Origin of the sequence: Paenibacillus sp. UMB4589-SE434 (assembly GCF_030226685.1) — a bacterium.
In the GTDB taxonomy this organism is placed as follows: domain Bacteria; phylum Bacillota; class Bacilli; order Paenibacillales; family Paenibacillaceae; genus Paenibacillus_B.
Genome location: NZ_JASOYK010000002.1, coordinates 31729 through 53721 on the forward strand (window position 1 = coordinate 31729; position 21993 = coordinate 53721).

Below are 21993 nucleotides of genomic sequence, written 5' to 3' on the forward strand. Positions count from 1 at the left end.
GACTTTTGTTTTTAAACCTCAAAATGTGTTAATTTAAGGGTAGGGAAAAGTATAAGTAGGTTCGGCTTATGAATTGAGGAGGAGAACGAAGGAATGAACATTGCTTTTTTCTTGCTGCCAAAAGTTGAAGTTGTTTGCGTAAGCGATCAGGCCACACTGCGGCAAACACTTGAGCGTATGGAGTATCATCGTTATACGGCAGTGCCAATCATTAATGATCAAGGGGAATACGTAGGTACCGTCACAGAAGGCGATCTGCTCTGGCATATGAAGAACTCTAACGGCGAGATCTCGTTTGAAAATGCGGCTAAGTTTACGTTGAAGGATGTACAATTAAATATGAGAATTCAATCCGTAAGGATAGATTCCAACATGGAAGATTTGATCAATCTAGCCAAGGTGCAGAACTTTGTTCCGGTAGTCGATGATCGGAACCGTTTTATCGGAATTGTGAGACGGAGCCAGATCATTGAATATTGCGAGCAGTACGTGATGAAGGCTATAGACGCGCACTAATTATGTTATAATGAAGAATAATGCATGTTCGGAAAGGATGTGGAATATCTAGCGATGCAGAGGGAATTGGCTATTGCTAAGCATGCCAAGATCGCGGAGAGGTTAATGCGGAGGTAACGAATACGTAGCCTGGATGATTGATCCCTTATAGGAAGGCAGCACACTAAGCGCTGTAGGCACCTCAGTGAGCCTCACTGTAAGCAGCTATATCTTAAGTCCCGTGAGCTTGACGACAGCATCCTAGACAGACTACATCAATCCAAACAAGAAGAACACCAGCTTGAGGACGGGTATTAAGATTTTTCAGCGCTGGATGAACATTTACGCAAGAGGTGAACATATTGAATAAACGTTGGGCATCATTAGCATGGGCGGCCGCTGCGCTTGTGCTGCTGCTTTCGATCGGCAACCAAGTACAAATATTGACGATGAGCTTCATCGCGGTTCCATTTGTTATTTTGTTTACGACGCTCTCTGTGAGAGCTTTTGTTATGCATGTGGCACCGCTGCTGGTTATCGCATTCTTGTTATTTGGCCAGCTCGGATCGATTGTGGTGCTGACATCGTTCTACTTTATTATTCCGGGAATCGTTATGGGCTACATGTTCAAACGAAAAAGGCCTGGTTGGAACGTATTTAGCGCAGGCACATTAACATTCCTCGTGGAATCTTTAATATTACTTGCAGTTGCAACGCTTGTAATGAAGTTTAACATGGCCGACTTCCTAACCTCACAGATTAATGAAAGCTTACAGACACTCAAAGACACAACCGCTATTTCGTCTGAGTGGACCACGGATATGACGGATACGTTTGTAAGAACAATCAGCTCAATGATACCGCTTATGTTAATTATGAGTTCGTTGTATATGGGTACGATTACATATGCTATCAGTCGGAGATTGTTGACAGCTCAAGGCGTCGAAGTGAACAAGATGAAATCGATAAAGCATTGGATGCTGCCGAAGTCATTTCTGTTATATTACTTGGTCACACTAATCCTTGAATTGGTTATAACGAAGAACTCAGGCAGCTTTATCAATCTCATTTTATTGAATTTATTGCCACTGCTGCAGCTTGCGTTTATTGTGCAAGGCATTTCATTCCTGTTCTTCTTAAGTGACGCTAAAGGATGGAACAAGACAATTCCGGTAATATTGACAATTGTGATGCTTTTTGTGCCATTTCTGCATGTGCTTGTACGTTATGTGGGGCTTTTCGATCTGGCATTTCCACTGCGAAAAATGGTATTTAAACCAAAACAATAGGGTGAGCAGATATGCCAAAATTGTGGTTCCAGCGATGGTATGCAAGAAATACAAGCTGGGCGCTCGTATTTATGCTTGTGCTTACAGTTGTTGTAGCTTTTTACAACTTAATATTAGGAATCTTGGCTCTGGTCGGACTCATTGCGCTGTTTGTTATCAGCCTGATGGCCGAGCGTAATTTCCGTGCCGAGGTGGAAGCGTATCTGGCTACGCTTGGGCATCGTATCAAGCATGCGACAGATGATGCGATTATAGAACTGCCTTATGGGATCTTGTTGTACAATGAACAGAATATCGTCGAATGGACCAATCGTTATGTGAGCGGGATGACGAACCAAGACAGCTTAATTGGGGAGAAGGTCAATGACCTCTTCCCTCAGTTGCTTACAGGCAAGGAAAAGGACGGCTTACTGGAGCTGGAACTCGACGAACGTATGATTCAGGCCCAAATTATATCGGAAGAACGTTTAATTTACTTTACCGATATTTCAGAGATTGCTGCGCTGCGAAAGCGTTATGATGAAGAACGGATGGCCGTTGGAATCGTTGTTCTTGATAATCTGGAGGAATCCACCCAGGGACTTGACGATCAGCAACGTTCAGCATTGTTGTCCCGTGTTACGGGCCACTTGACTGAATGGGCGGCTGAGAACGGTGTGTTAATGAAACGCTTATCCTCAGAGCGGCAGTTTATGGTGATGGATGTACAAACGTTAAAGCTGCTTGAGCAGACTCGATTTATCATCTTAGATGAAGTCAGGGAAATGAAGGTCGATAATAAACTGCCTGTAACCCTAAGCATGGGTTTTGCTGCTGGTGCTGAGTCGATTATGGAACTGGGGCAGCTCGCACAATCCAGCTTAGACATCGCACTTGGACGCGGCGGCGATCAAGTAGCGGTACGTGTCGGGCAACGATTGTCGTTCTACGGTGGCAAGTCCAATGCAGTTGAGAAGCGCACACGTGTGCGAGCTCGTGTAATTGCCCATGCACTGCGTGACTTTATCCAGCAAAGCGATTGCGTCATTATTATGGGGCATCGCATACCCGATACGGATGCGATTGGAGCAGCCATTGGCGTACTGAACGCGTGTCGTATGTTGGGTGTAGAGGCGTACATTGTACTTGAAGAGAGCAATCCTTCAATTGACCGCTTAGTGGCGATGCTGAAGAAGGATGAATTGTTATGGTCACGATTTATTTCTCATAACGAGGCGTTGGAAATGGCAAGTGAAGACAGCCTTGTGGTCGTAGTAGATACCCATAAGGCCTCAATGGTTGAGGAGCCTCGTCTGTTACAAACGACCAATCGGATCGTATTAATTGACCATCATCGTAGGGGCGAGGAATTTATTTCTGATGCGGTATTAATTTATTTGGAACCGTATGCGTCATCTGCCTGCGAATTGGTGACGGAGCTTCTGCAATACATTCACAATAAGTTAAGTCTGAGTGTGCTTGAGGCTACTTGTTTACTTGCAGGTATGACAGTAGATACGAAGCATTTTACGCTGCGTACAGGCTCGAGAACGTTTGATGCGGCCAGCTTCTTGCGTCGTCATGGGGCGGATACGTCGCTGATTCAGAAGATGCTTAAAGAAGACTTAAGTGAATATGTCCAGAAAGCAGAAGTAATCCGCCATACGGAAATGGTTTATGAGCACATAGCGATTGCGGTAACGGAGCCGGAGCGCAAATTTTCACAGTTGCTCATCGCTCAGGTTGCTGATACGCTGTTAAATATGACGGGCGTACTTGCTTCGTTTGTAATTAGTGAACGGCCAGATGGTTTTATTGGTATTAGTGCTCGTTCGCTCGGCCAGATGAACGTTCAGCTGGTCATGGAGCGATTGGGCGGCGGTGGGCATCTCACAAATGCGGCTGCACAGTTGACCAGTACGCTGAAAGAAGCCGAGACTAAGCTAAAGCAAGTGCTCGCAGAAATTGATGCAGAAGAGGGGTTGTTCGAATGAAAGTCATCTTGCTGCAAGATGTCAAAGGACAAGGTAAAAAAGGACAAATAAAAGAAGTTTCCGAAGGGTACGCTTCTAACTTTTTATTTCCACGCAACCTGGCGCGTCCAGCGACCGACGGCAATCTGAAAACGCTCGAACAGCAGGACAAAGCTGAGTTGAAGCGTAAAGAACAAGAGAAAGCAGATGCTGAAGCGTTAGCTGCAACATTAGGCGAAACCACTATTGAAGTAAAGACCAAAGCCGGCGAGGGTGGACGTTTGTTCGGAGCGGTAACGACCAAACAAATTGCAGAGGCACTAGCCAAAGTAAATTTGAAGCTTGATAAACGTAAGATTGAGCTGCAAGAGCCAATTCGTTCACTTGGTTATACAAATGTAAGTATTAAGCTTCATCCAGAGGTTCGTGCGACGGTTAAGGTCCATGTAACGGAGGAATAAGATGAACGACATGTTTGTCGATCGTGTTCCCCCGCAGAGTTCTGAGGCCGAGGCAGCTGTACTTGGCGCGATTCTGCTGCAATCTGAAGCGTTAATAACAGCGATGGAGCGGGTGCAAGCGGTAGATTTCTACCTGCCCGCTCATCAGTTTATATATGAAGCGATGATCGAGTTGGGTGAGGAAGGCCAGCCAATTGACATGATCACGTTGACGGCCAAGCTGCAGGTTAAGAAGCAGCTGGATGACGTTGGCGGCGTATCGTATTTGGCCAAGCTTGCCAATGCAGTCCCCACTGCGGCTAACGTGGACTATTACGCGCAAATTATTGAAGAGAAATCAATGATTAGGCGTTTGATCAACACGGCTACGCAGATTGTCAGCGAGGGTTATGCTGGAGACGATGATGTAGGCGCGCTGCTGAGTGATGCTGAGCGTCGTATCCTTGAAATATCCAATCGCCGTTCTTCCAGCGGCTTTATTGCGATTAAAGACGTCCTGATGGAAGTTTTTGAGAAAGTCGAGAACTTGCACGAGAATAAGGGTGGGACGACAGGCATACCGTCAGGCTTCACGGACTTAGATAAGATGACGGCAGGCTTTCAACGTAGTGACTTGATCATCGTTGCGGCGCGCCCCTCTGTCGGCAAGACGGCTTTTGCCCTCAACATAGCCCAGAACGTAGGCGTTCGAGCCAAAGAAACAGTTGCCATCTTCAGTTTGGAGATGTCAGCAGCACAGCTCGTTCAGCGGATGATATGTGCAGAATCAAATGTAGATGCTACTCGTCTGCGTACCGGCCATCTTGAGGATGACGATTGGGAGAAGCTGACGATGTCGATTGCTTCATTATCTGAAGCGCAGATCTACATCGACGATACGCCAGGTGTTACAGTAGCTGATATTCGAGCCAAGTGCCGCCGCTTGAAGAAGGAGCGCGGTCTAGGTATGATCCTGATCGATTACTTGCAGCTTATTCATGGACGCGGCAAAGCCGGCGAGAACCGTCAGCAGGAAGTATCGGAGATATCCCGTACATTGAAGCAGATTGCGCGTGAGCTGGAGGTTCCGGTAATTGCGTTGTCACAGTTAAGCCGTGGGGTAGAACAACGTCAAGATAAAAGACCGATGATGTCTGACCTTCGGGAATCTGGATCGATTGAGCAAGATGCGGATATTGTTGCCTTCCTGTACCGCGACGATTATTATGACAAAGAGTCGGAGAAGAAGAACATTATCGAGATCATTATTGCTAAACAGCGTAACGGACCCGTAGGTACGGTTGAACTTGTCTTTCTCAAAAATTTCAATAAATTCGTAAGTTACGAACGGAATCATGCAGACCCGCATGCGGGATAATAGCCTTAACGAGCACAAGCAGCGTGACCCACATGACAGTCCATAAGTGGACATAAAGAGGGATACACGCTGCTGCTCTATTTTTCTCAGCAGCATAGTTCTATGTCAGATTCTGTGCAAAGGAATGAATGAGACACAAGGTTACGTTTACAAAAAGCTTATACAAAGCTTCTATTTACAGGAAAGTGGCTAAACGTTGAACATGATCCCGAACATTCCATATGGGGGCTTATTTATTGTTCGCCATTTGATTGACTTTGCCAGTTAAGGCTGATAAACTTGGAGTGCTGCCTTTCACCCGGAGGGCGGCCAATATTGGTGTGTTGAACACCCGATGGGGGTATAAGTTATGTCTACAGTAGTTGTTGTAGGAACCCAATGGGGCGACGAGGGGAAAGGTAAGATTACAGACTTTCTCGCTGAGAGCGCTGACGTCGTAGCGCGTTACCAAGGTGGTAACAACGCGGGACACACAATTCTAATCGACAACAAGAAATACAAGCTGCATTTGATTCCATCCGGTATTTTTTACGATAACAAGTTGTGTGTCATCGGTAACGGCATGGTGATCAATCCGAAAGCTTTAATCGAAGAGATTGAGTATATTCATGAAAATGGATTCAAGACGGATAACCTGCGTATAAGTGATCGTGCTCACGTTATTCTTCCTTACCACATGGTTCAGGATGAACTTGAGGAAGAACGTAAAGGTCCGAATAAGATCGGCACAACACGTAAAGGTATCGGTCCTGCTTATATGGATAAAGCTGCTCGTATCGGTATTCGTATTGCTGATCTTCTTGATGAAGAAGAGTTCACAAAGAAACTCCGTCATATTGCTAATGAAAAGAATGAGCTCATTAAGATGTACGGAGGTCAACCGCTTGATATCGAAGCGATGTTGAAGGAATACTTGGCTTACGCTGAGTACATTCGTCATTATGTAGTAGATACTTCCGTTGTACTTAACGATGCAATCGATGACAACAAGAAAGTACTCTTCGAAGGCGCGCAAGGCGTAATGCTTGATATCGATCAAGGTACTTATCCTTATGTTACATCGTCGAACCCGACAGCGGGCGGCGTATGTATTGGTTCGGGTGTAGGCCCATCCAAGATCGAAGAAGTTATTGGTGTTGCGAAGTCCTATACGACTCGTGTTGGCGATGGTCCGTTCCCAACTGAGCTGAACAATGAGATTGGTGAATTCATTCGTGAAGCGGGTCATGAGTATGGCACAACGACAGGCCGCGCACGTCGCGTTGGCTGGTTCGACAGTGTGGTCGTACGCCATGCTCGTCGTGTAAGTGGTATTACGGGTTTGTCCTTGAACTCGCTTGACGTATTAACTGGACTGGATTCAGTTAAGATTTGTACGGCATACAAGTTCCGCGATGAGGTTATTGATTATTACCCGGCTAACCTGAAGATGCTCGCTGAATGCGAAGCTATCTATGAGGAAATGCCAGGCTGGTCAGAAGATATCACACAGTGTAAGTCACTTGATGAGCTTCCTGAGACAACACGCAACTATTTGACACGTGTATCTGAACTGACTGGAATTCCGGTGTCGATCTTCTCTGTAGGCCGTAACCGTGAACAAACCAATCAAGTGCGTTCCATCTATCGTTAATCGATTGGAGCGGCATTCTAGCATAGGGACTCCTTAAAGTCCCGAACAAAAGCGTTCTAGCCTGTATGCTCAGGTTAGGACGCTTTTTGTTGTTCTGGCAGCAGTGGACAAATCCGCCCCCTAACACACTGCTTGCACTTGAAAGTTTCTGTTGTGTTTTACAACTTTAAAATACGATTCCACGCTTGATGTATTGATCCTCAATGATTTAGTTAATCCCTGCATGAATCTTAACTCAACCGGAAATACTGAGAAGTAAAAAACTAGTCGAACGCAAATAAATCGAACGTCATGTCACTTAGAAAATTCCATAGATGCAAAAGGAGGCAACATTACTATGCGATGGTTTCTTCGCATTTTCCAGATGACTGCAATCATTGTTATTGTAGGCATTATCTCAAGCTTGTTGACGATAGGCACAACAGCACTCGTTGTTGATCGGTATATTCAGTCTGCTATTTCACAATACAATATCCCTATACAGCGTCAATCTATGACGGTGATGACGATGTGGGCTTCCTTGTGGGGTGGTGAGCATCATAAAGAGGCGGCAAGTTCCAGCACTGGACCAAATAATACGACTTCCTCTTCCACTAATGAGCAGGCTAAGGATATCTCTAAGGCAGATGACGCTAATGAAAGTAGAACCAATGACGCAAACACGAATACACAACAGGGCCATTCGGACTTAGGTGCATCATCTCAAGGTGATAAGTTGGGGCAAAGTAATCGGACTAGTGGAGAAGATGGTCAGAAATCAACAACTCCACAAGAGAAAGATGGTGCACTTCCGGTATGGGGCTCAGTATCTACAGAAGAGGCGAACGGACAATCATCCCAGTTGGGTAATCAAGAAGAGGTTGTGATGTCGCCAGAGGCTTTGACACAGAATAAAGATCAATTGTCAGCGGAAGCCAAAAATAAAGTATTCACCACCTTAATGAAGAAGCTGCCGCAGGAGGGATGGCAGCGGATTTCGACTCTAATGGAGGGTGGATTAACTTCATCTGAAATGACAGAGGTCGAACAAATACTAGCTAAACACTTAGATGATGAGCAATATAAAGAGATGCGGCAGCTGCTTACAGGCACTGACCCTAAGACACAACCTTGATGGAGAAATACAAAATACAATAAAATCAAACGATAATGTAAAATGGCTGCCTCTCATAGAGGGGCCTTTTTTCTTGTTTTTTTGGCTGAATGCGTCAGTTGCATCTCTTCTTCGACTTGTGTTACAGTAAAAAAGGTGACAAAACGTTAACTTTTGTCGCATGAGATGTTGTACTAGGGGCAACTTATGTACAGAAAGTATAGATGCAGCAACAGATAAAGGGACAATTAGGCAAGATCATTATAAGGAGAGTATCATGGAACAATTCGATAAAGACCTTCATGATGAAGGCTTGAATAGACCTCAATCTCCTAGCCGATGGGGGAAGTTGACGTCTGCATGGCGCAACAAGGCGAACGCCGCCACTATGAAGCAATGGGTGAGCCAATCCCGTAAGCAGATCGTTCTATCGGTTACTGGAGTAGCTGTTATGACTGCCGCGATATGGGGCGGCACAGCTTATGTCGATGCAAATACAATAACATTCTTGAACGTATATAGAGGCAATGAATTAGTCGGTACTGTATCAACACAAGATGACTTGAAGCGTATGTACGCAGTTCGTCTTGAGGAAGTACAAGAGAAGCATCCGAATGCGATTATGGAGATTGATACTTCTGCTATTCATACGGTTGCAGATGCTAAGTACAAAGCCGAGCCAGCGACTGAAGAGACGCTATCCAAACTGAAAGGCCAGATTCCGGCCTATGCTGCTGCTATTGAGCTGAAGGTTAACGGAGAGGCCGTTGGTTATGTGAAGGACCAGACGACGGCTGATCAGATCCTGGCGCAGGCGAAGGCTAAGTACGATCCCGATCACGGCAAGAGAGCAGGACAAGTTCGTACTTTGTCGGCAACACGCTCGACACATGCGATGAAGGCGGTATCTCGCGTCGAATCGGTTACCCTTCGTGAACGTGTAGCAACCGTGGATAAGAAGATTGATCCGAACAAGGTGCTCACGCCGGTAGAAGCGATGTCGATGCTAACGACGGGCAGTACCCGACCGGTTAAGTACGAGGTAAAGAAGGGGGATACGGTATCCTCGATTGCCCGTGATAAAGAGGTATCTATCGAGACGATCTACCGCAATAACCCGAGTGTAGGCGAAGAATTTATTCAGATCGGACAAGTACTCGATTTAACAGAGCCGAAGCCGTTAATAACAGTTAAGACGGTTGAAGCTTACAGTGAGTATTTGGTTACCGAGCCTCAGAAAATAATCAAAGAAGACCCGGAGATGAAAGCGGGTCAATCCAAAGTAGTTCGTCAAGGCAAGCAAGGATTAAAGCGCATGTCTTATCGCTTGATCAAGGATAATGGACGCTTGACGAAGGAAGAGTGGATCAATCAGGAAGTTATTGAACCAACGATTCCCGAAATTATTATTCGTGGAACGAAGGTAGTTCGTGGCGAAGGTTCAGGTACATTTGCTTATCCTGTGAGCGGCGCACAATTAACGAGCGGTTATGGCACGCGCTGGGGACGTATGCATAAGGGGATCGATCTTGTCTCTTCAGATCGGACGATTATGGCTTCTGATGAAGGCGTAGTGTCTTTTGCGGGCGTGAAGAATGGATACGGCAACACAATTATTATTAACCATCGGAATGGCTATGAGACGTTGTATGGCCATCTCAGCGAGATTAACATTAATGTGGGCGACATTGTTGAGAAAGGCCAAGCAATCGGGGTGATGGGCAGTACCGGGAATTCCACTGGAACTCACCTGCACTTTGAGATCCATAAAGGCGATGACATTGAAAATCCACTTAAATATTTATAACCATATGAGAAGCAGGGCAAACGTTGCCTTGCTTCTTTTTGTACATGTATATCCGAGTGCGGTAAGTGACTATATACGAAATAGATTATTGGGGCCTTCCAGAACGTCAGCATGCAGTGAACATCATGAAACGGAATATATGAAACCCAAGGAGATCCAGCGTATAAGATTATAGTACTTATTTAATTGGCTGCGAGAGTCTAGACATTTCTTGGGCAACGGGGCTGCATAAAGTGGACAGTGCACTCTCCAACGTTTACTATCAGGGTATAGCGACAAGTATGATAAAATAGACGAATGGGATTTGGATTTATAAGAAAAGAGGTGGAGTTCATGTACGGCAAAATATTGGTCGTGGACGATGAACAGCCGATTGCAGATATTTTGAAGTTCAACTTGGAGAAGGAAGGCTATGAAGTCGTTTGTGCATTTGATGGAGGCGCGGCGGTGGAGTTGGCGCTCCAGGAGAAGCCCGACTTGATGTTATTAGACTTGATGCTGCCAGTGAAGGATGGCATGGATGTATGTCGTGAAGTGCGGCAGCATTTGCATATGCCGATTATTATGCTTACGGCCAAGGATACGGAGTTGGACAAGGTACTCGGTCTCGAAATGGGTGCAGATGACTATGTCACCAAACCGTTTAGTACACGTGAACTGCTTGCCCGCGTAAAAGCACATCTCCGTCGTCAACAGAAGGTAGAATCGACAGCGGCAGCAGAGGAGAAGCAGGGTATCCGCCTGCACGAGCTGCTTATTGATACGGATATGTATATTGTCTACAAGAATGGCGAACCGCTCGATCTGACCCACCGCGAGTTTGAGCTGCTGCATTATTTGGTGCGAAGCAGTGGGAAAGTCATGACTCGCGAACATTTGCTGCAGGCAGTATGGGGTTATGAGTATTTTGGCGACGTTCGCACAGTGGATGTGACAATACGGCGTCTGCGCGAAAAGATCGAAGACGATCCAAGCAAACCGGAGTATATTATTACACGGCGTGGACTTGGCTACATGATGCGTAATCCCAAGTCCGGAGGGCTGTGATGGCGGTGTGGATCAGCCGGTTTTTACGTACGATTCAAGCCAAGTTAATCATTATTTATGTACTGTTGATCTTGATTGCGATGCAGCTTATCGGGGTCTATTTTGTCAGTACGATGAAGCATACACTCACGAACAATTTTACACAGGAATTGCAGACCACTACCAACTTTGTTCTGATGCAAGTCGGGCCGAAGCTGGATATGGTCGAGGGAACAGATTTTGAACGTTCACGAGAAGACTTAAATGCGATCGTTCGAAGTGTGTCTAATATGAACGGAATCGAAATTCAAGTGCTTGACGCTACGGGTAAAGTACTTACCACTTCCAGCCAGCCTGACGATAATTACGTAGGCCGTAAGAATACGGAAACGGTTGTTAACCGAGCTCTACAGGGACTGCGGGACAATGAGGAAGTCATTATCGGCAAGGATAATGAGCGCAAAAAGGTGTTGGCACAGCCGATTCAGTATGGCGCCAAAAATCTCGGAGCACTCTACGTTGTGGCCTCGATGAAAGACTTGTACGATACTATCGATAATATTAATCGTATTTTTTTGTCAGGGATGGCGATTGCACTTGGTCTTACTGCTGTGCTTGGCATTATATTGGCGCATACGATTACACAGCCGATCAAGGACATTACGAAGCAGGCTACTCGAGTTGCTGAAGGTAACTTTGAGGGACAGGTCCCTGTACTCGGAAATGATGAAATTGGCCAATTAAGCGAAGCGTTTAACGATATGACGCGCAGGCTTCAGGAGGCGCTTAGTGTCAACGAGGAAGAAAAGGAGAAGCTGGCCTCCATTCTAACCAACATGAGTGACGGCGTATTGGCTACGGATGAGCACGGACGGGTTATCGTGATGAATAAGCGGGCCAGCCTGATGCTCAGGATTCGTCCTGCAGCATGTGAAGGCAAGCAATTATCAGCCTTGCTTGGCTTATCGGAGTTAGAGCTCAGGGAGCGGGTTGAGGACAAGACCAATTGGATGCTGCTTCCTGTTCATGCAGAGGAAGAGGGAGAAGCTGATCATGATTCCATTTTGCGGGTCACGTTTACGCCGATTCACCGTAGAGGAGAAGGTATTACGGGTACGATTGTCGTCCTTCAAGACGTGACAGAGCAAGAGAAGTTGGATCAATCTCGCCGTGAATTCGTAGCAAATGTGTCGCACGAGCTGCGCACACCGTTAACGACGATCAAAAGTTACGTCGAAGCGCTGGATGACGGTGCGTTGGACGAGCCACAATTAGCTGGCCGCTTTGTAGGTGTCATTCACAACGAGACGGAACGGATGATCCGGTTGGTTACGGATCTGCTTCATCTGTCTCGTCTAGATTCGAAGCAGGCGAAGATACGTATGCAGCCTATCGAGATCTCTGAATTACTAGAGGAGGTCGTCGACCGCTTCTCGTTTCAATTTCAAAATAAGCATATTCAATCTGTCGTTCAGATAGAGTTCGGTATCCCGAAAGTCACAATGGACCGAGATCAAATTGATCAGGTACTGGATAATCTGGTATCGAATGCTTTTAAGTACACACCGGAACAAGGCACGATTACATTGTCTGCATCGATTACAGATGATTGTAAGTATGTCGCTATTGTTGTGCAGGATGATGGAATGGGCATACCGGAGAAAGATGTGGAGCGAATATTTGAACGTTTCTATCGCGTGGATAAGGCGCGCTCGCGTAATATGGGCGGGACAGGCCTTGGTTTATCCATTGCCCGGGAAATGGTAATTTCACACGGCGGCACAATCGGCATCGAGTCGGAATGGAATGAGGGCACCTGTGTTACATTCACACTGCCATTGTCTGCTCCAGTGTCATCGGCACAGCCGGAGGAGACTGAGGGGAGTGAAGCTGAAGTATGATGGAGCGGAGTAAATCAATCGTACTGGCGGTGCTTGTACTGCTAAGTTTGGTGCAAAGCTTCCTCTTGGCTTATAGCATGCCGAACTTCGATGTCGTTAAACGAGCGGGCAGCACGTACATTAAAGCAGACCCTTTGGGGCCGGAAGAGAAAGTGGATAATCTGATTTATCCTGAACATATGGTGCTTCACCTTGGTGGCAACAAGCATACGATTATGGACCCGGGAACGATTTTCTTTAACTTTATTATGAAACGTCTGCAAGGACGCTCATACGATGGGTTCCAATTAAAATCAGGGATAGATCTAGACTGGGCCGCAATACAGGAGAAGAAGCAAGGCTTGGAACTGCGCTTTAACTCACCTGTACCGGCAAAGCTGCTGCAGAAAGTGCTGCCTATTTCAGAAGATGCGGCATTCCAGACGGAAAGTATATATAAAGTATGGCTTTACGCATCAGAAGAGTTAAACGAGGTACGAGTCTTCTTCTTTACGGCGGAAGATAATCGGATTTATGAGTCGACTAGAGCGGACTTGTCCGTGCAAGATGTAAAGCAGCTAGTAGAATTCGGGAGCTCAGGGACACCTTATCGACTGGTAAACGGAACATTTTATGTACCGCAGGAGCCGATCGAGATGGTAGAGGTCAAGCTGCCGTACACGGTATTTTCACCGGAGCAGATGCAGCGGAGTTTATTTTTTGACCCTACCCTGACAAAGATCATTCAAGAGAATGATGGCTCTAAGATATATACAGATGGTAAACGGGGGCTGCAAGTACAGCGAAATCAGCTTTGGATTACGTATTCAGATGCTACTGCGCCGACAGAGGAACGAACGGACATGACGAGTGATGTGATGACCTCCGTTAACTTCATTAATCAGCGCGGTGGCTGGAGTGGTCGCTTTCGTTTGTCTGTGATGGAGAACATGGCTCAAGGAAGTCCGGGCATCCCTACTCTAAGCGGAACGCACAATCGGCTGGTGTTCCAGCAATATTGGGGATCTTACCCGATTATTAGCACAAAGGACACTCGATTTGGTTATGTGCAGGTTACGCTGCAGCAGGGGATGGTCATGAACTATGAGCGTTCATTGATACAACTTGGTGCTCATGCGGATGAGAAGCAGATCAAGAAGTTGATCGCTGGCGAGGCACTGATTGCGCAACTGAAGAAATTATCTAAATACGCGCTTATTGCTGAAATAAACCCGGTATATGAACCGTCTATGAGTGAAGAGCAAATTCGATTACATCCCGTATGGCAAGTAAAGTATACAGATGGTACAACCGAGCTGTTGGAACCATAGGACGATGCGGAGGGCCATGAGTGATAAAAGGCCTTCCGATAGCTTTCCCCCATTAATAGAGAAAAGGAGGTGTCCAGGATGGATTGGAGCCGTGCCAAAAGTGTGCTTATTTATGCGTTTCTGCTGCTTAATGTAGTGCTCGGTTATCAGTTATGGCAGGATTTGCGAGATAAGATGCACTCTGAGCTGGATTGGACTTCCTTGTCTGCGGAGACGCAGCTTATTATGAATAAGAAGCAGATCCAAGTGTTGGCGACCATACCGTCCGAGACGCCGTCCTTGCATGAGTTGACGTATCGGATTACAACTAGGAAGTACAAGACACCTTTGAAGCAGCAGGAAGATACGAAAATTATTTTCTCACAAAAGGAGCTTGTCCGCGGGTTGGATGATGAAATTGAGCATATGGAAATGTACCACTATGATCAATTTTCCGGTGATGATCGTGTATTTGTGCTGCATCAGCAAATGGCTAACGGACTGCCACTATTTGAGGTAAAGCTTGAGTTGTATTATGAAAGTCAGAAGATCAAGGCTTTCAGCCAGCAATATGCGGAGCCGGAAGATTCGAAGGATGCCCAGGAGCAGAAAATACTCCCTGCTACACAAGCACTTGGCAGGGTTATTGAAATATTGCCAACCAATGCGGTCGTAAGAGATGTGCGGCTCGGGTATCATGGGCAATTGTTTAACACGGATACGCAGGTAGCAGCACCTACTTGGAGAGTATTGTTGGATAGTGGCGACGCGTACTATATGAACGCGATTAACGGAGCAGTAGAGCATGTGCCAGTAGGAAAGAAGGAGAGCAAGCTATGAGTTTACGATTTACCGTGTTGTCGAGCGGTTCTACAGGGAATGCAACGGTTATTCAAAATGACGATGCCACCTTGATGATAGATGTTGGATTAAGCTGCAAGCGGACAGACGAACTTTTGAAGGAACAGGGTCTGTCTGGCGCTAATATTGACGGTATTCTAGTTACGCATGAGCACTCGGACCATATTAAGGGGCTAGGTGCATTCGCACGTAAGCACAACGTTCCTGTCTATGCCAATGAGAAGACATGGGAAGCACTAGAAAAGCATATTGGGACAATTGCAGAAGAGAATCGGATTGTGATGCAGACGGGGGAGGCAAAAGACTTTGGCGACTTGCGTGTCGAATCCGTTGGCATCTCACATGATGCAGCGGAGCCAGTCGCGTATACGTTTCACGAGGGTGATACAAAGCTAAGCGTGACAACAGATCTGGGCTACATGAGCGACAAGGTTCGTGATGCCATTATAGACTCTGACGTTATGGTGCTGGAGTCGAATCACGATGTGGAAATGCTCCGCATGGGCCGTTATCCTTGGAACATCAAGCGCCGCATCCTTGGCGATATGGGTCACTTATCTAATGAAGCGGCTGGTGAGGCGCTATGTGATGCTATGACTGGTAACACGCGCCGTGTCTATCTGGCGCATCTCAGCCGTGAGCATAATCAGCAGGACTTGGCTAAGATGACGGTCCAGAATGTGATGGAGGACCGGGGCCATTTCTACAAAGAGTCGGAACTGAAGATTCTAGATACGTATTATGACCGTCCTACGTCATGGGATACCGTGCGCGAGCAGAAGTTGGCGCTTCATCTGTAACTTGCAGGAAGGCATCTAGGTCGGCTGCCTTGCGTGAGATATCATCATGCGTTAGCAGTCCTTTCTCGACCAACAGCTCCATCATGGTGGAGACGGCCAAGGTAAGACGATAATTGTCATGCTTGAGATCGGCAATTTTACCGATAAGGTCGATGTCCGACCAAGTAGGGGATATTCGTGACACAGCTCATTCTCCTCTCGAAATGGGATGAAATAATAGAGAATACTTTCTCGTAATCAAGCCCTCTATGAAGTATCTTGTGATAGAATATGAATCAGACAGACAGTCTATGACAATTGTTCAGCGTTTATGGGCAAACAGAATTCTTTTCATTTCATGTTCATTGTAAGCTTGTCATATGCATTAATATATATTGTTAACCGTTTGAAGCAGTCGCATTCATGTGTAAATGGAAATAGAGCCAAGTGAGGGCTTCGAATTGGGAACAACCGGAGGGGCGAGGGCCCTGGTTGAGAGGGAGTTGGTTGCGGATGGGCTTGTTTGATGATGATTTCTATTCGCCAAAAATATCACGCAGGCGCGAACGTGCTTGGCTGGAAGAGGAACAGGCACCGCGTACAGGGTGGCGCAAGCTTAGCAGAGCGCGGAGCAGACGGCAGATATCAACCGTTAAGGTTGCTGTCATTAGCTCTGTAATCAGTGCATTAATGGCGGTTATTCTATATAGCTGGCTTACGGGAACGGGGACTCCGAGCCAGCAGATTGCATCAGCTAGCGGGGGATATGTGAATGATCCATATGAACGGATCGTGCAGGCCGCAGCGAAAGTAAGCCCAACAGTCGTCAGCATCGTCAACAAGCAGAAGGATCTGATGGAGCAGGAAAGCAAGCCCCAAGAGGCGAGCCTTGGTTCTGGCGTCATTTTTAAGCAAGAAGATGGCAAAGCTTATGTGATGACTAATGATCATGTTGTGCAGGGTGCTGATTTATTGGAAGTTGTGATGGCGAATGGACAGCGCAAGCATGCTGAACTGGTCGGCAAGGATAAAGTGACAGATATTGCTGTACTGAAGATGGACAGCGCTGGCATTTCGGCTGTTGCGGAGCTTGGTGATTCCCGCAAGCTGCGCCGAGGCGAGACGGTAATTGCCATCGGCAATCCACTCGGCCTAGGCGACTCCTTGACTGCCGGTATTATCAGCTACACAAACAGGGTAATACCAGTCTCGCTGAATGCAGATGGCGTCTATGACTGGGAGCAAAGTGTCATTCAGACGGATGCCGCCATCAATGAAGGCAACAGCGGCGGTGCTCTCGTGGACCTGAGCGGACGTGTCATCGGCATCAATACGATGAAGATTTCCACGACAGGTGTAGAAGGATTGGGATTTGCGATTCCATCGCACGAAGTGACGTCTATCGTCGAGCAATTGATGGAGAACGGCAAGGTCGTTCGTCCATACCTTGGGGTATACACGGTTGACCTTAACAATCCATATGCACCGATTACAAAGGAGCAGCGGGCGGATATGAAGCTGCCTGATTCCGTTACTCAAGGTGTAATCGTGCTTGAAGCAACAGGACCTGCAGAAACGGCGGGCCTGAAGCTGAATGACGTTATTGTGAAGTTTGACAGTGAGGACATCGGTTCCACCCTTGAGCTTCGTAAATATTTGTATGAGAACAAGAAGATTGGCGATTCTATGAATGTCGTGTTCTATCGCGATGGCGAGATGATGACAGTTGCAATCACACTTACGGATAAGCCAGAATCATAGTGGGATGACGCTTCACCCTTGAACAAATCATACTGATGGGGTAGAGTTATACGTATACACAGTCAGCAAGAAGGCAAGAAAGAGGGAACATCATGTACGTAGTATGTAAAGAGCACGTGGAGCTCGCCATTGATAAGTTTGTGGATGAATTTGAAGATGCGCCGGATATCGTTAATCTGGACGATGCGCAGTTCAGTGACTGGGAGCGTCCGATCAAGTGCTGCATGAACTGTGAAGCGGAAGCGCAGTTTCTGGTTGTGTAAGCATGGCCGGAGCGCCATTAGGAAGATGAAGCTCTGATTGTAGCAGAGCGAATGCTTGTGGATATATTGATGAGAATGTGAGAACAAGGGTAATGGTGTGAAGACCGAGCCCTTGTTCTTTTATTTGCTTGGGGATAAGTCGGATTGGAAGCAAAAATGAGGTTATCCACATGTGGATGAACGTTTGAGGAGCATGTCATACTCTTTTACAGTTGTGCATATATCGGTCTAGGGACGGAACTGCTGTACAGTCACGGCCTGATCACGATTTTCTTCGGCTGAAGTACAATAGAGGTACATGAAGATAATAGAGCGGGGTGTTAGCATGAAATGGCATCAACGATTCAAACGAATGATGACAGATGAATATGCGAGCGGACACGACAGGGAAATTGATTACCAGTGGCCTTCTTCAAGCTTTCCGATCATTAGTATTAGAAGCAACTTGTCCTATCGACAAGGGAAATTTCACCGCCCCAAAGTGGCGGTAGGCTTGATTGCGATCGGTGATATTGCGGTTGGTTTGATCTCGATTGGCGTTATTAGCCTGGGGTTATTCTCTGTCGGAGCGATAGCAGCAGCTCTGTGGTTGGCAGTGGGCGCCATCTCTATAAGCAATGGCCTCGCACTAGGGGCAATCGCTTTAGCGCCATTTGCTATAGGTGCCATCGCGATTGGCGAAGCGGCGGTTGGTGCTATTGCGATCGGAGAGTGGGGACTTGGCGCGTTAGTGATTGCAGAGAAGGCACTTGGTGTAGGGAGTATTGGCGAGTGGGCCTACGGTGTCGTAGTGATTGGGAAGCATGGATTCGGCCTCGTTCCTATTACGGAAGACTTATTTTATTGGTTTAGACGTTTGTTAGGATTTTAAAAAAATAATATAAAAAGTTTTGAAACCTGCTGCCGTCTACGCGCGTATTTGTAACGTAGTCATTAAGAGCAAGAAGGTAACAAGTCGAACTTCATAGTGTGTGACATACTCCAAAGGGGAGTAGCTGCTACAGTAAAGTCGTCATTTCGAGAATGAACTTCTCCGGCTTTATTGGCAACGTAACGTTGTTAGCGAGACCTTTGCCTATTTAGGCAAAGGTCTTTTTTGTGTAATAACATGCGAACAACCTGCAAAGCGGCAATCCACTCATCATGTGCAGACAAAATGGGCATTAATAAGATAACAATGGAGGGATCAAGATGGATTTTGCATTATTGATGGAGTACGGATGGGTATTATTAGTCTTAATTGCCATCGAAGGTCTCCTGGCAGCGGACAATGCGCTGGTTCTAGCTATCATGGTGAAGCATTTGCCGGAGAAAGAACGGAAAAGAGCGTTATTTTATGGACTCGCGGGCGCTTTTGTATTCCGATTCGGCTCATTGTTTGCGATCTCGTATCTAGTAGATGTATGGCAGGTGCAGGCGATCGGAGCTTTATATCTCTTATTTATGTCGCTGAACCACATTTTCAGAAAAGTAATCTTCAAGAAACATGGCGATTCGCAAGCTGAGGCGGATGCTGCCGCTAAGAAAGTAAAAGGCGCAGGCTTCTGGACAACGGTCATTAAAGTCGAAGTAGCGGATATTGCGTTTGCTGTTGATTCAATTCTAGCAGCCGTTGCACTTGCTGTTGCACTCCCGGCTACGAAGCTGCCGAATATCGGCGGCATGGATGGTGGTCACTTCCTTGTGATCTTTATTGGGGGCTTTGTCGGGTTGGTCATTATGCGCTTTGCGGCGACGTTGTTTGTGAAGCTGCTGGAGCGTAAGCCTGGCTTAGAGGTTGCGGCCTTTGCAATTGTAGGTTGGGTCGGGGTGAAGCTGGCGGTATATACGATGTCTCATCCGGCGTTGGCCATTATTCCAGAATCGTTTGCTCATTCTTCTGCGTGGAAAATTACGTTCTATGTTGTGCTGGTATTAATTGCTGTAGGCGGTTGGTTCTTATCGAGCGATAAAGAGAAGGGTGACAAAAAGCCATTGGCTGCTGCAGAGTAAATATCGTTAGATCGATAGACGAATGGCAGACAACAGACAGGCTTATTGTGATGGCACTAAAGTAACGAAGTCAACAGAGCGATAGCAAAAGTAAAGAAATAAAGAACGGTGTCCATCGATGACGCGAGGAAGTAAGTAGTAAGGTAACAAGAACAGGTGGTACAAAACAAGCTAGGTCAAAGGCGTATGCTCTTGAAAATGGGGCAGCGTCTTTTTGCTGTGTATGCAGATGTAACTCATCGAGCGATAAGACTAGATCATGGATGGGAATTACGATACTGGGGGTATACCTTCAACGTTCATAAGCGTTCCATTCATCCATTTAGATGCTCCACTCAACCCTGAAAAGGGTATAATTCGGCGGTATTATAAGGTTTTTATATGTGTAGCGGGTTAAGATGGGGACATCAAGAACGACGACACAGAGGAGATGTTTAAGTTGACTAGCACAAACACATTCACAACAAATTGGAAGCGCCGCACGATCCAGATTGCGCTTGCATCTATCCTATCATTAGGTTCCATGTTCTCATTTGGAACATCTATATATGCTCAAGGAGAGGAAGCAAGCAAGTCTGCCTCTAACACTACTATTGAAATAAAGGATACAACATCTGCGGCTCAGCTGGAGCAGTGGAAGAAGTGGATGAAGACATACGCCTATTCGCTGGATACGATTCAGCCTGCAGCGATGAAGGATGGCAAGTTTGCGAAAGGCAGCTTTTCAGATCTTGATATGCTGAAGCCGCTTCTAATGGACAAACGTATCGTATACCTCGGTGAGAGCTCTCATGGAGCAGCCGAGTTCAATTCGGCGAAGTCACGCATCATTCAATTTTTGCATGAAGAGCTGGGCTTTAACGTAGTTGCCTTTGAAACACCGATGGGCAATGCGGCTACAGGGTATGGAAACGTAAAGAGCAAGACGCCAGAACAGATGATGAAAAGCTCTGTGTTCCCACAATGGTGGGCTCAAGAGACACTGCCATTATTTCAATATTTAAAAGATACACAAGCAACGGCTCAACCGCTGCAATTAACGGGCGTGGATATGCAATCCATGGGTGCTTTCTTGTCTGGTGATTGGATGGGAGATGAGGAGTTAGCGAAGCGGTACACCGAGATGGATAAAAAGTTGGGCTCTTGGCTTGGTTCCGAAGATCTGGCAGCTTACCAGCAGGTGAAGCCCGAGCTGTTGAAGCTGTACAAAGATGTGAAAAGCAAGGTCGCAACACGTGAAAAACAATTAATGGAGCAGTATCCAGACAACCCGCATATTGTTGCTCTGGTTAACCGGACTTTGGACGATCGGATTCGAGTGGTAGAAGCGTATTTGGAAATGAACATCAACGCCAATATAGCTATTAAAAATGCTGACTATGCGCCGATGTTAAAAACGTTTGAATGGCGCGATCAAGCGATGGCCGACAATCTGCTTTGGTTGGCTACCGAGGTCTATCCGACAGAGAAAATCATCGTTTGGGGACATAACACCCATATCAGCAAAGCGCAATCGAAGATAGAACAATCGTTCATCCCGGCAAAAGCAATGGGTGAGCGGATGCATGAGACGTTATTTGGGCCTTACAGCTATTCGCTTGGTTTGTATATGGGCAGCGGTCAGACAGCGGACAACACGGGCAATCCAATCGATGTCGCGGCATTGCAGCCAAACTCGATCGAAGCGGTAATAAAGTCGGCTAATCGCCCGTATACGTTTGTGGACATGCGTCATCAGTTAAAGGTACCGGGTAACTCGTGGATGACTCAGAAGCGTACCGGATACTATTGGGGCATGTACCCAGAGACATTTGTGCCGCGCGATCAGTATGATGGCATTCTGTATATCGATAAAGTGAAGCCATCGAATTACATCGAGTAGGAGAGTAACGGTAGTTGTGCAATAAGGAAGATCTGATGCGAGATGATGGAATGAAGAAAAGGATAACCAGGCTTCTTTTTTAGCAAATGGTTACATGATTGCTTGGCTAAATAGGTAAACGCGTGCTTAGTAATAAGCCACTACATATATGA

The 21993-nt window shown here is 46.5% G+C and carries 19 protein-coding genes; 18 read left to right on the forward strand and 1 reads right to left on the reverse strand.

Annotated elements, in window-relative coordinates; all coding sequences use genetic code 11:
* The first annotated feature begins 93 nt into the window (after positions 1 to 93).
* From QP775_RS10360 to QP775_RS10420, 13 genes are all read left to right on the forward strand, one after another.
* Positions 94 to 516, forward strand: a complete 423-nt coding sequence (locus QP775_RS10360) for a CBS domain-containing protein (RefSeq protein WP_239329167.1) — start codon at positions 94 to 96, stop codon at positions 514 to 516.
* Positions 517 to 848: 332 nt separating this feature from the next.
* The gene (locus tag QP775_RS10365; protein ID WP_483312011.1) at positions 849 to 1784 is read left to right on the forward strand and encodes a DUF2232 domain-containing protein; all 936 of its coding nucleotides are present in this window, start codon (positions 849 to 851) and stop codon (positions 1782 to 1784) included.
* 11 nt (positions 1785 to 1795) lie between these two features.
* Positions 1796 to 3757 (forward strand): DHH family phosphoesterase, encoded by a 1962-nt coding sequence (locus tag QP775_RS10370; RefSeq protein WP_239329165.1) that lies wholly within the window; start codon positions 1796 to 1798, stop codon positions 3755 to 3757.
* A complete protein-coding gene (rplI, locus tag QP775_RS10375; protein ID WP_028543655.1) occupies positions 3754 to 4197 on the forward strand; it encodes a 50S ribosomal protein L9 in 444 nt (147 codons plus the stop codon). The genes QP775_RS10370 and rplI overlap by 4 nt, the downstream gene beginning before the upstream one ends.
* Before the next feature lies 1 nt (position 4198).
* Positions 4199 to 5554, forward strand: a complete 1356-nt coding sequence (gene dnaB / locus QP775_RS10380; RefSeq protein ID WP_239329164.1) for a replicative DNA helicase — start codon at positions 4199 to 4201, stop codon at positions 5552 to 5554.
* A 349-nt stretch (positions 5555 to 5903) separates the two neighbouring features.
* Positions 5904 to 7187: an adenylosuccinate synthase gene (locus QP775_RS10385; protein WP_239329163.1), complete on the forward strand. Its 1284-nt coding sequence runs from the start codon at positions 5904 to 5906 to the stop codon at positions 7185 to 7187.
* 337 nt (positions 7188 to 7524) lie between these two features.
* Positions 7525 to 8301, forward strand: a complete 777-nt coding sequence (locus tag QP775_RS10390) for a spore coat protein (RefSeq protein ID WP_285105836.1) — start codon at positions 7525 to 7527, stop codon at positions 8299 to 8301.
* Positions 8302 to 8557: 256 nt separating this feature from the next.
* Positions 8558 to 10087: a M23 family metallopeptidase gene (locus QP775_RS10395; RefSeq protein WP_239329161.1), complete on the forward strand. Its 1530-nt coding sequence runs from the start codon at positions 8558 to 8560 to the stop codon at positions 10085 to 10087.
* A 333-nt stretch (positions 10088 to 10420) separates the two neighbouring features.
* Entirely contained in the window at positions 10421 to 11134 is a 714-nt protein-coding gene (gene yycF / locus QP775_RS10400; protein ID WP_239329160.1) for a response regulator YycF, read from the forward strand.
* A complete protein-coding gene (gene walK / locus QP775_RS10405; protein ID WP_239329158.1) occupies positions 11134 to 13014 on the forward strand; it encodes a cell wall metabolism sensor histidine kinase WalK in 1881 nt (626 codons plus the stop codon). The genes yycF and walK overlap by 1 nt, the downstream gene beginning before the upstream one ends.
* On the forward strand, positions 13011 to 14324 hold the full coding sequence (locus QP775_RS10410; RefSeq protein ID WP_285105840.1) for a YycH family regulatory protein: 1314 nt from the start codon (positions 13011 to 13013) through the stop codon (positions 14322 to 14324). Before walK ends, QP775_RS10410 begins: the two co-directional genes overlap by 4 nt.
* 78 nt (positions 14325 to 14402) lie before the next feature.
* Positions 14403 to 15143 (forward strand): two-component system regulatory protein YycI, encoded by a 741-nt coding sequence (gene yycI / locus QP775_RS10415; protein WP_239329156.1) that lies wholly within the window; start codon positions 14403 to 14405, stop codon positions 15141 to 15143.
* Positions 15140 to 15964, forward strand: a complete 825-nt coding sequence (locus tag QP775_RS10420) for an MBL fold metallo-hydrolase (RefSeq protein WP_285105843.1) — start codon at positions 15140 to 15142, stop codon at positions 15962 to 15964. Before yycI ends, QP775_RS10420 begins: the two co-directional genes overlap by 4 nt.
* Here QP775_RS10420 and QP775_RS10425 read toward each other — a convergent pair.
* Entirely contained in the window at positions 15915 to 16148 is a 234-nt protein-coding gene (locus tag QP775_RS10425; RefSeq protein WP_285105845.1) for a hypothetical protein, read from the reverse strand. The genes QP775_RS10420 and QP775_RS10425 overlap by 50 nt on opposite strands.
* 308 nt (positions 16149 to 16456) lie before the next feature.
* Here QP775_RS10425 and QP775_RS10430 point away from each other — a divergent pair, with 308 nt between their 5' ends.
* From QP775_RS10430 to QP775_RS10450, 5 genes are all read left to right on the forward strand, one after another.
* Positions 16457 to 17704, forward strand: coding sequence for a S1C family serine protease (locus QP775_RS10430; protein ID WP_285105847.1), 1248 nt, complete (start codon positions 16457 to 16459; stop codon positions 17702 to 17704).
* Between the two features lie 92 nt (positions 17705 to 17796).
* Positions 17797 to 17967 (forward strand): CxxH/CxxC protein, encoded by a 171-nt coding sequence (locus QP775_RS10435; RefSeq protein WP_239329152.1) that lies wholly within the window; start codon positions 17797 to 17799, stop codon positions 17965 to 17967.
* Positions 17968 to 18292: 325 nt separating this feature from the next.
* The gene (locus QP775_RS10440) at positions 18293 to 18838 is read left to right on the forward strand and encodes a hypothetical protein (protein ID WP_285105850.1); all 546 of its coding nucleotides are present in this window, start codon (positions 18293 to 18295) and stop codon (positions 18836 to 18838) included.
* A gap of 320 nt (positions 18839 to 19158) precedes the next feature.
* A complete protein-coding gene (locus QP775_RS10445) occupies positions 19159 to 19959 on the forward strand; it encodes a TerC family protein (RefSeq protein WP_285105852.1) in 801 nt (266 codons plus the stop codon).
* A 439-nt stretch (positions 19960 to 20398) separates the two neighbouring features.
* Positions 20399 to 21841 (forward strand): erythromycin esterase family protein, encoded by a 1443-nt coding sequence (locus QP775_RS10450; protein WP_285105854.1) that lies wholly within the window; start codon positions 20399 to 20401, stop codon positions 21839 to 21841.
* The last annotated feature ends 152 nt before the right edge of the window (positions 21842 to 21993 follow it).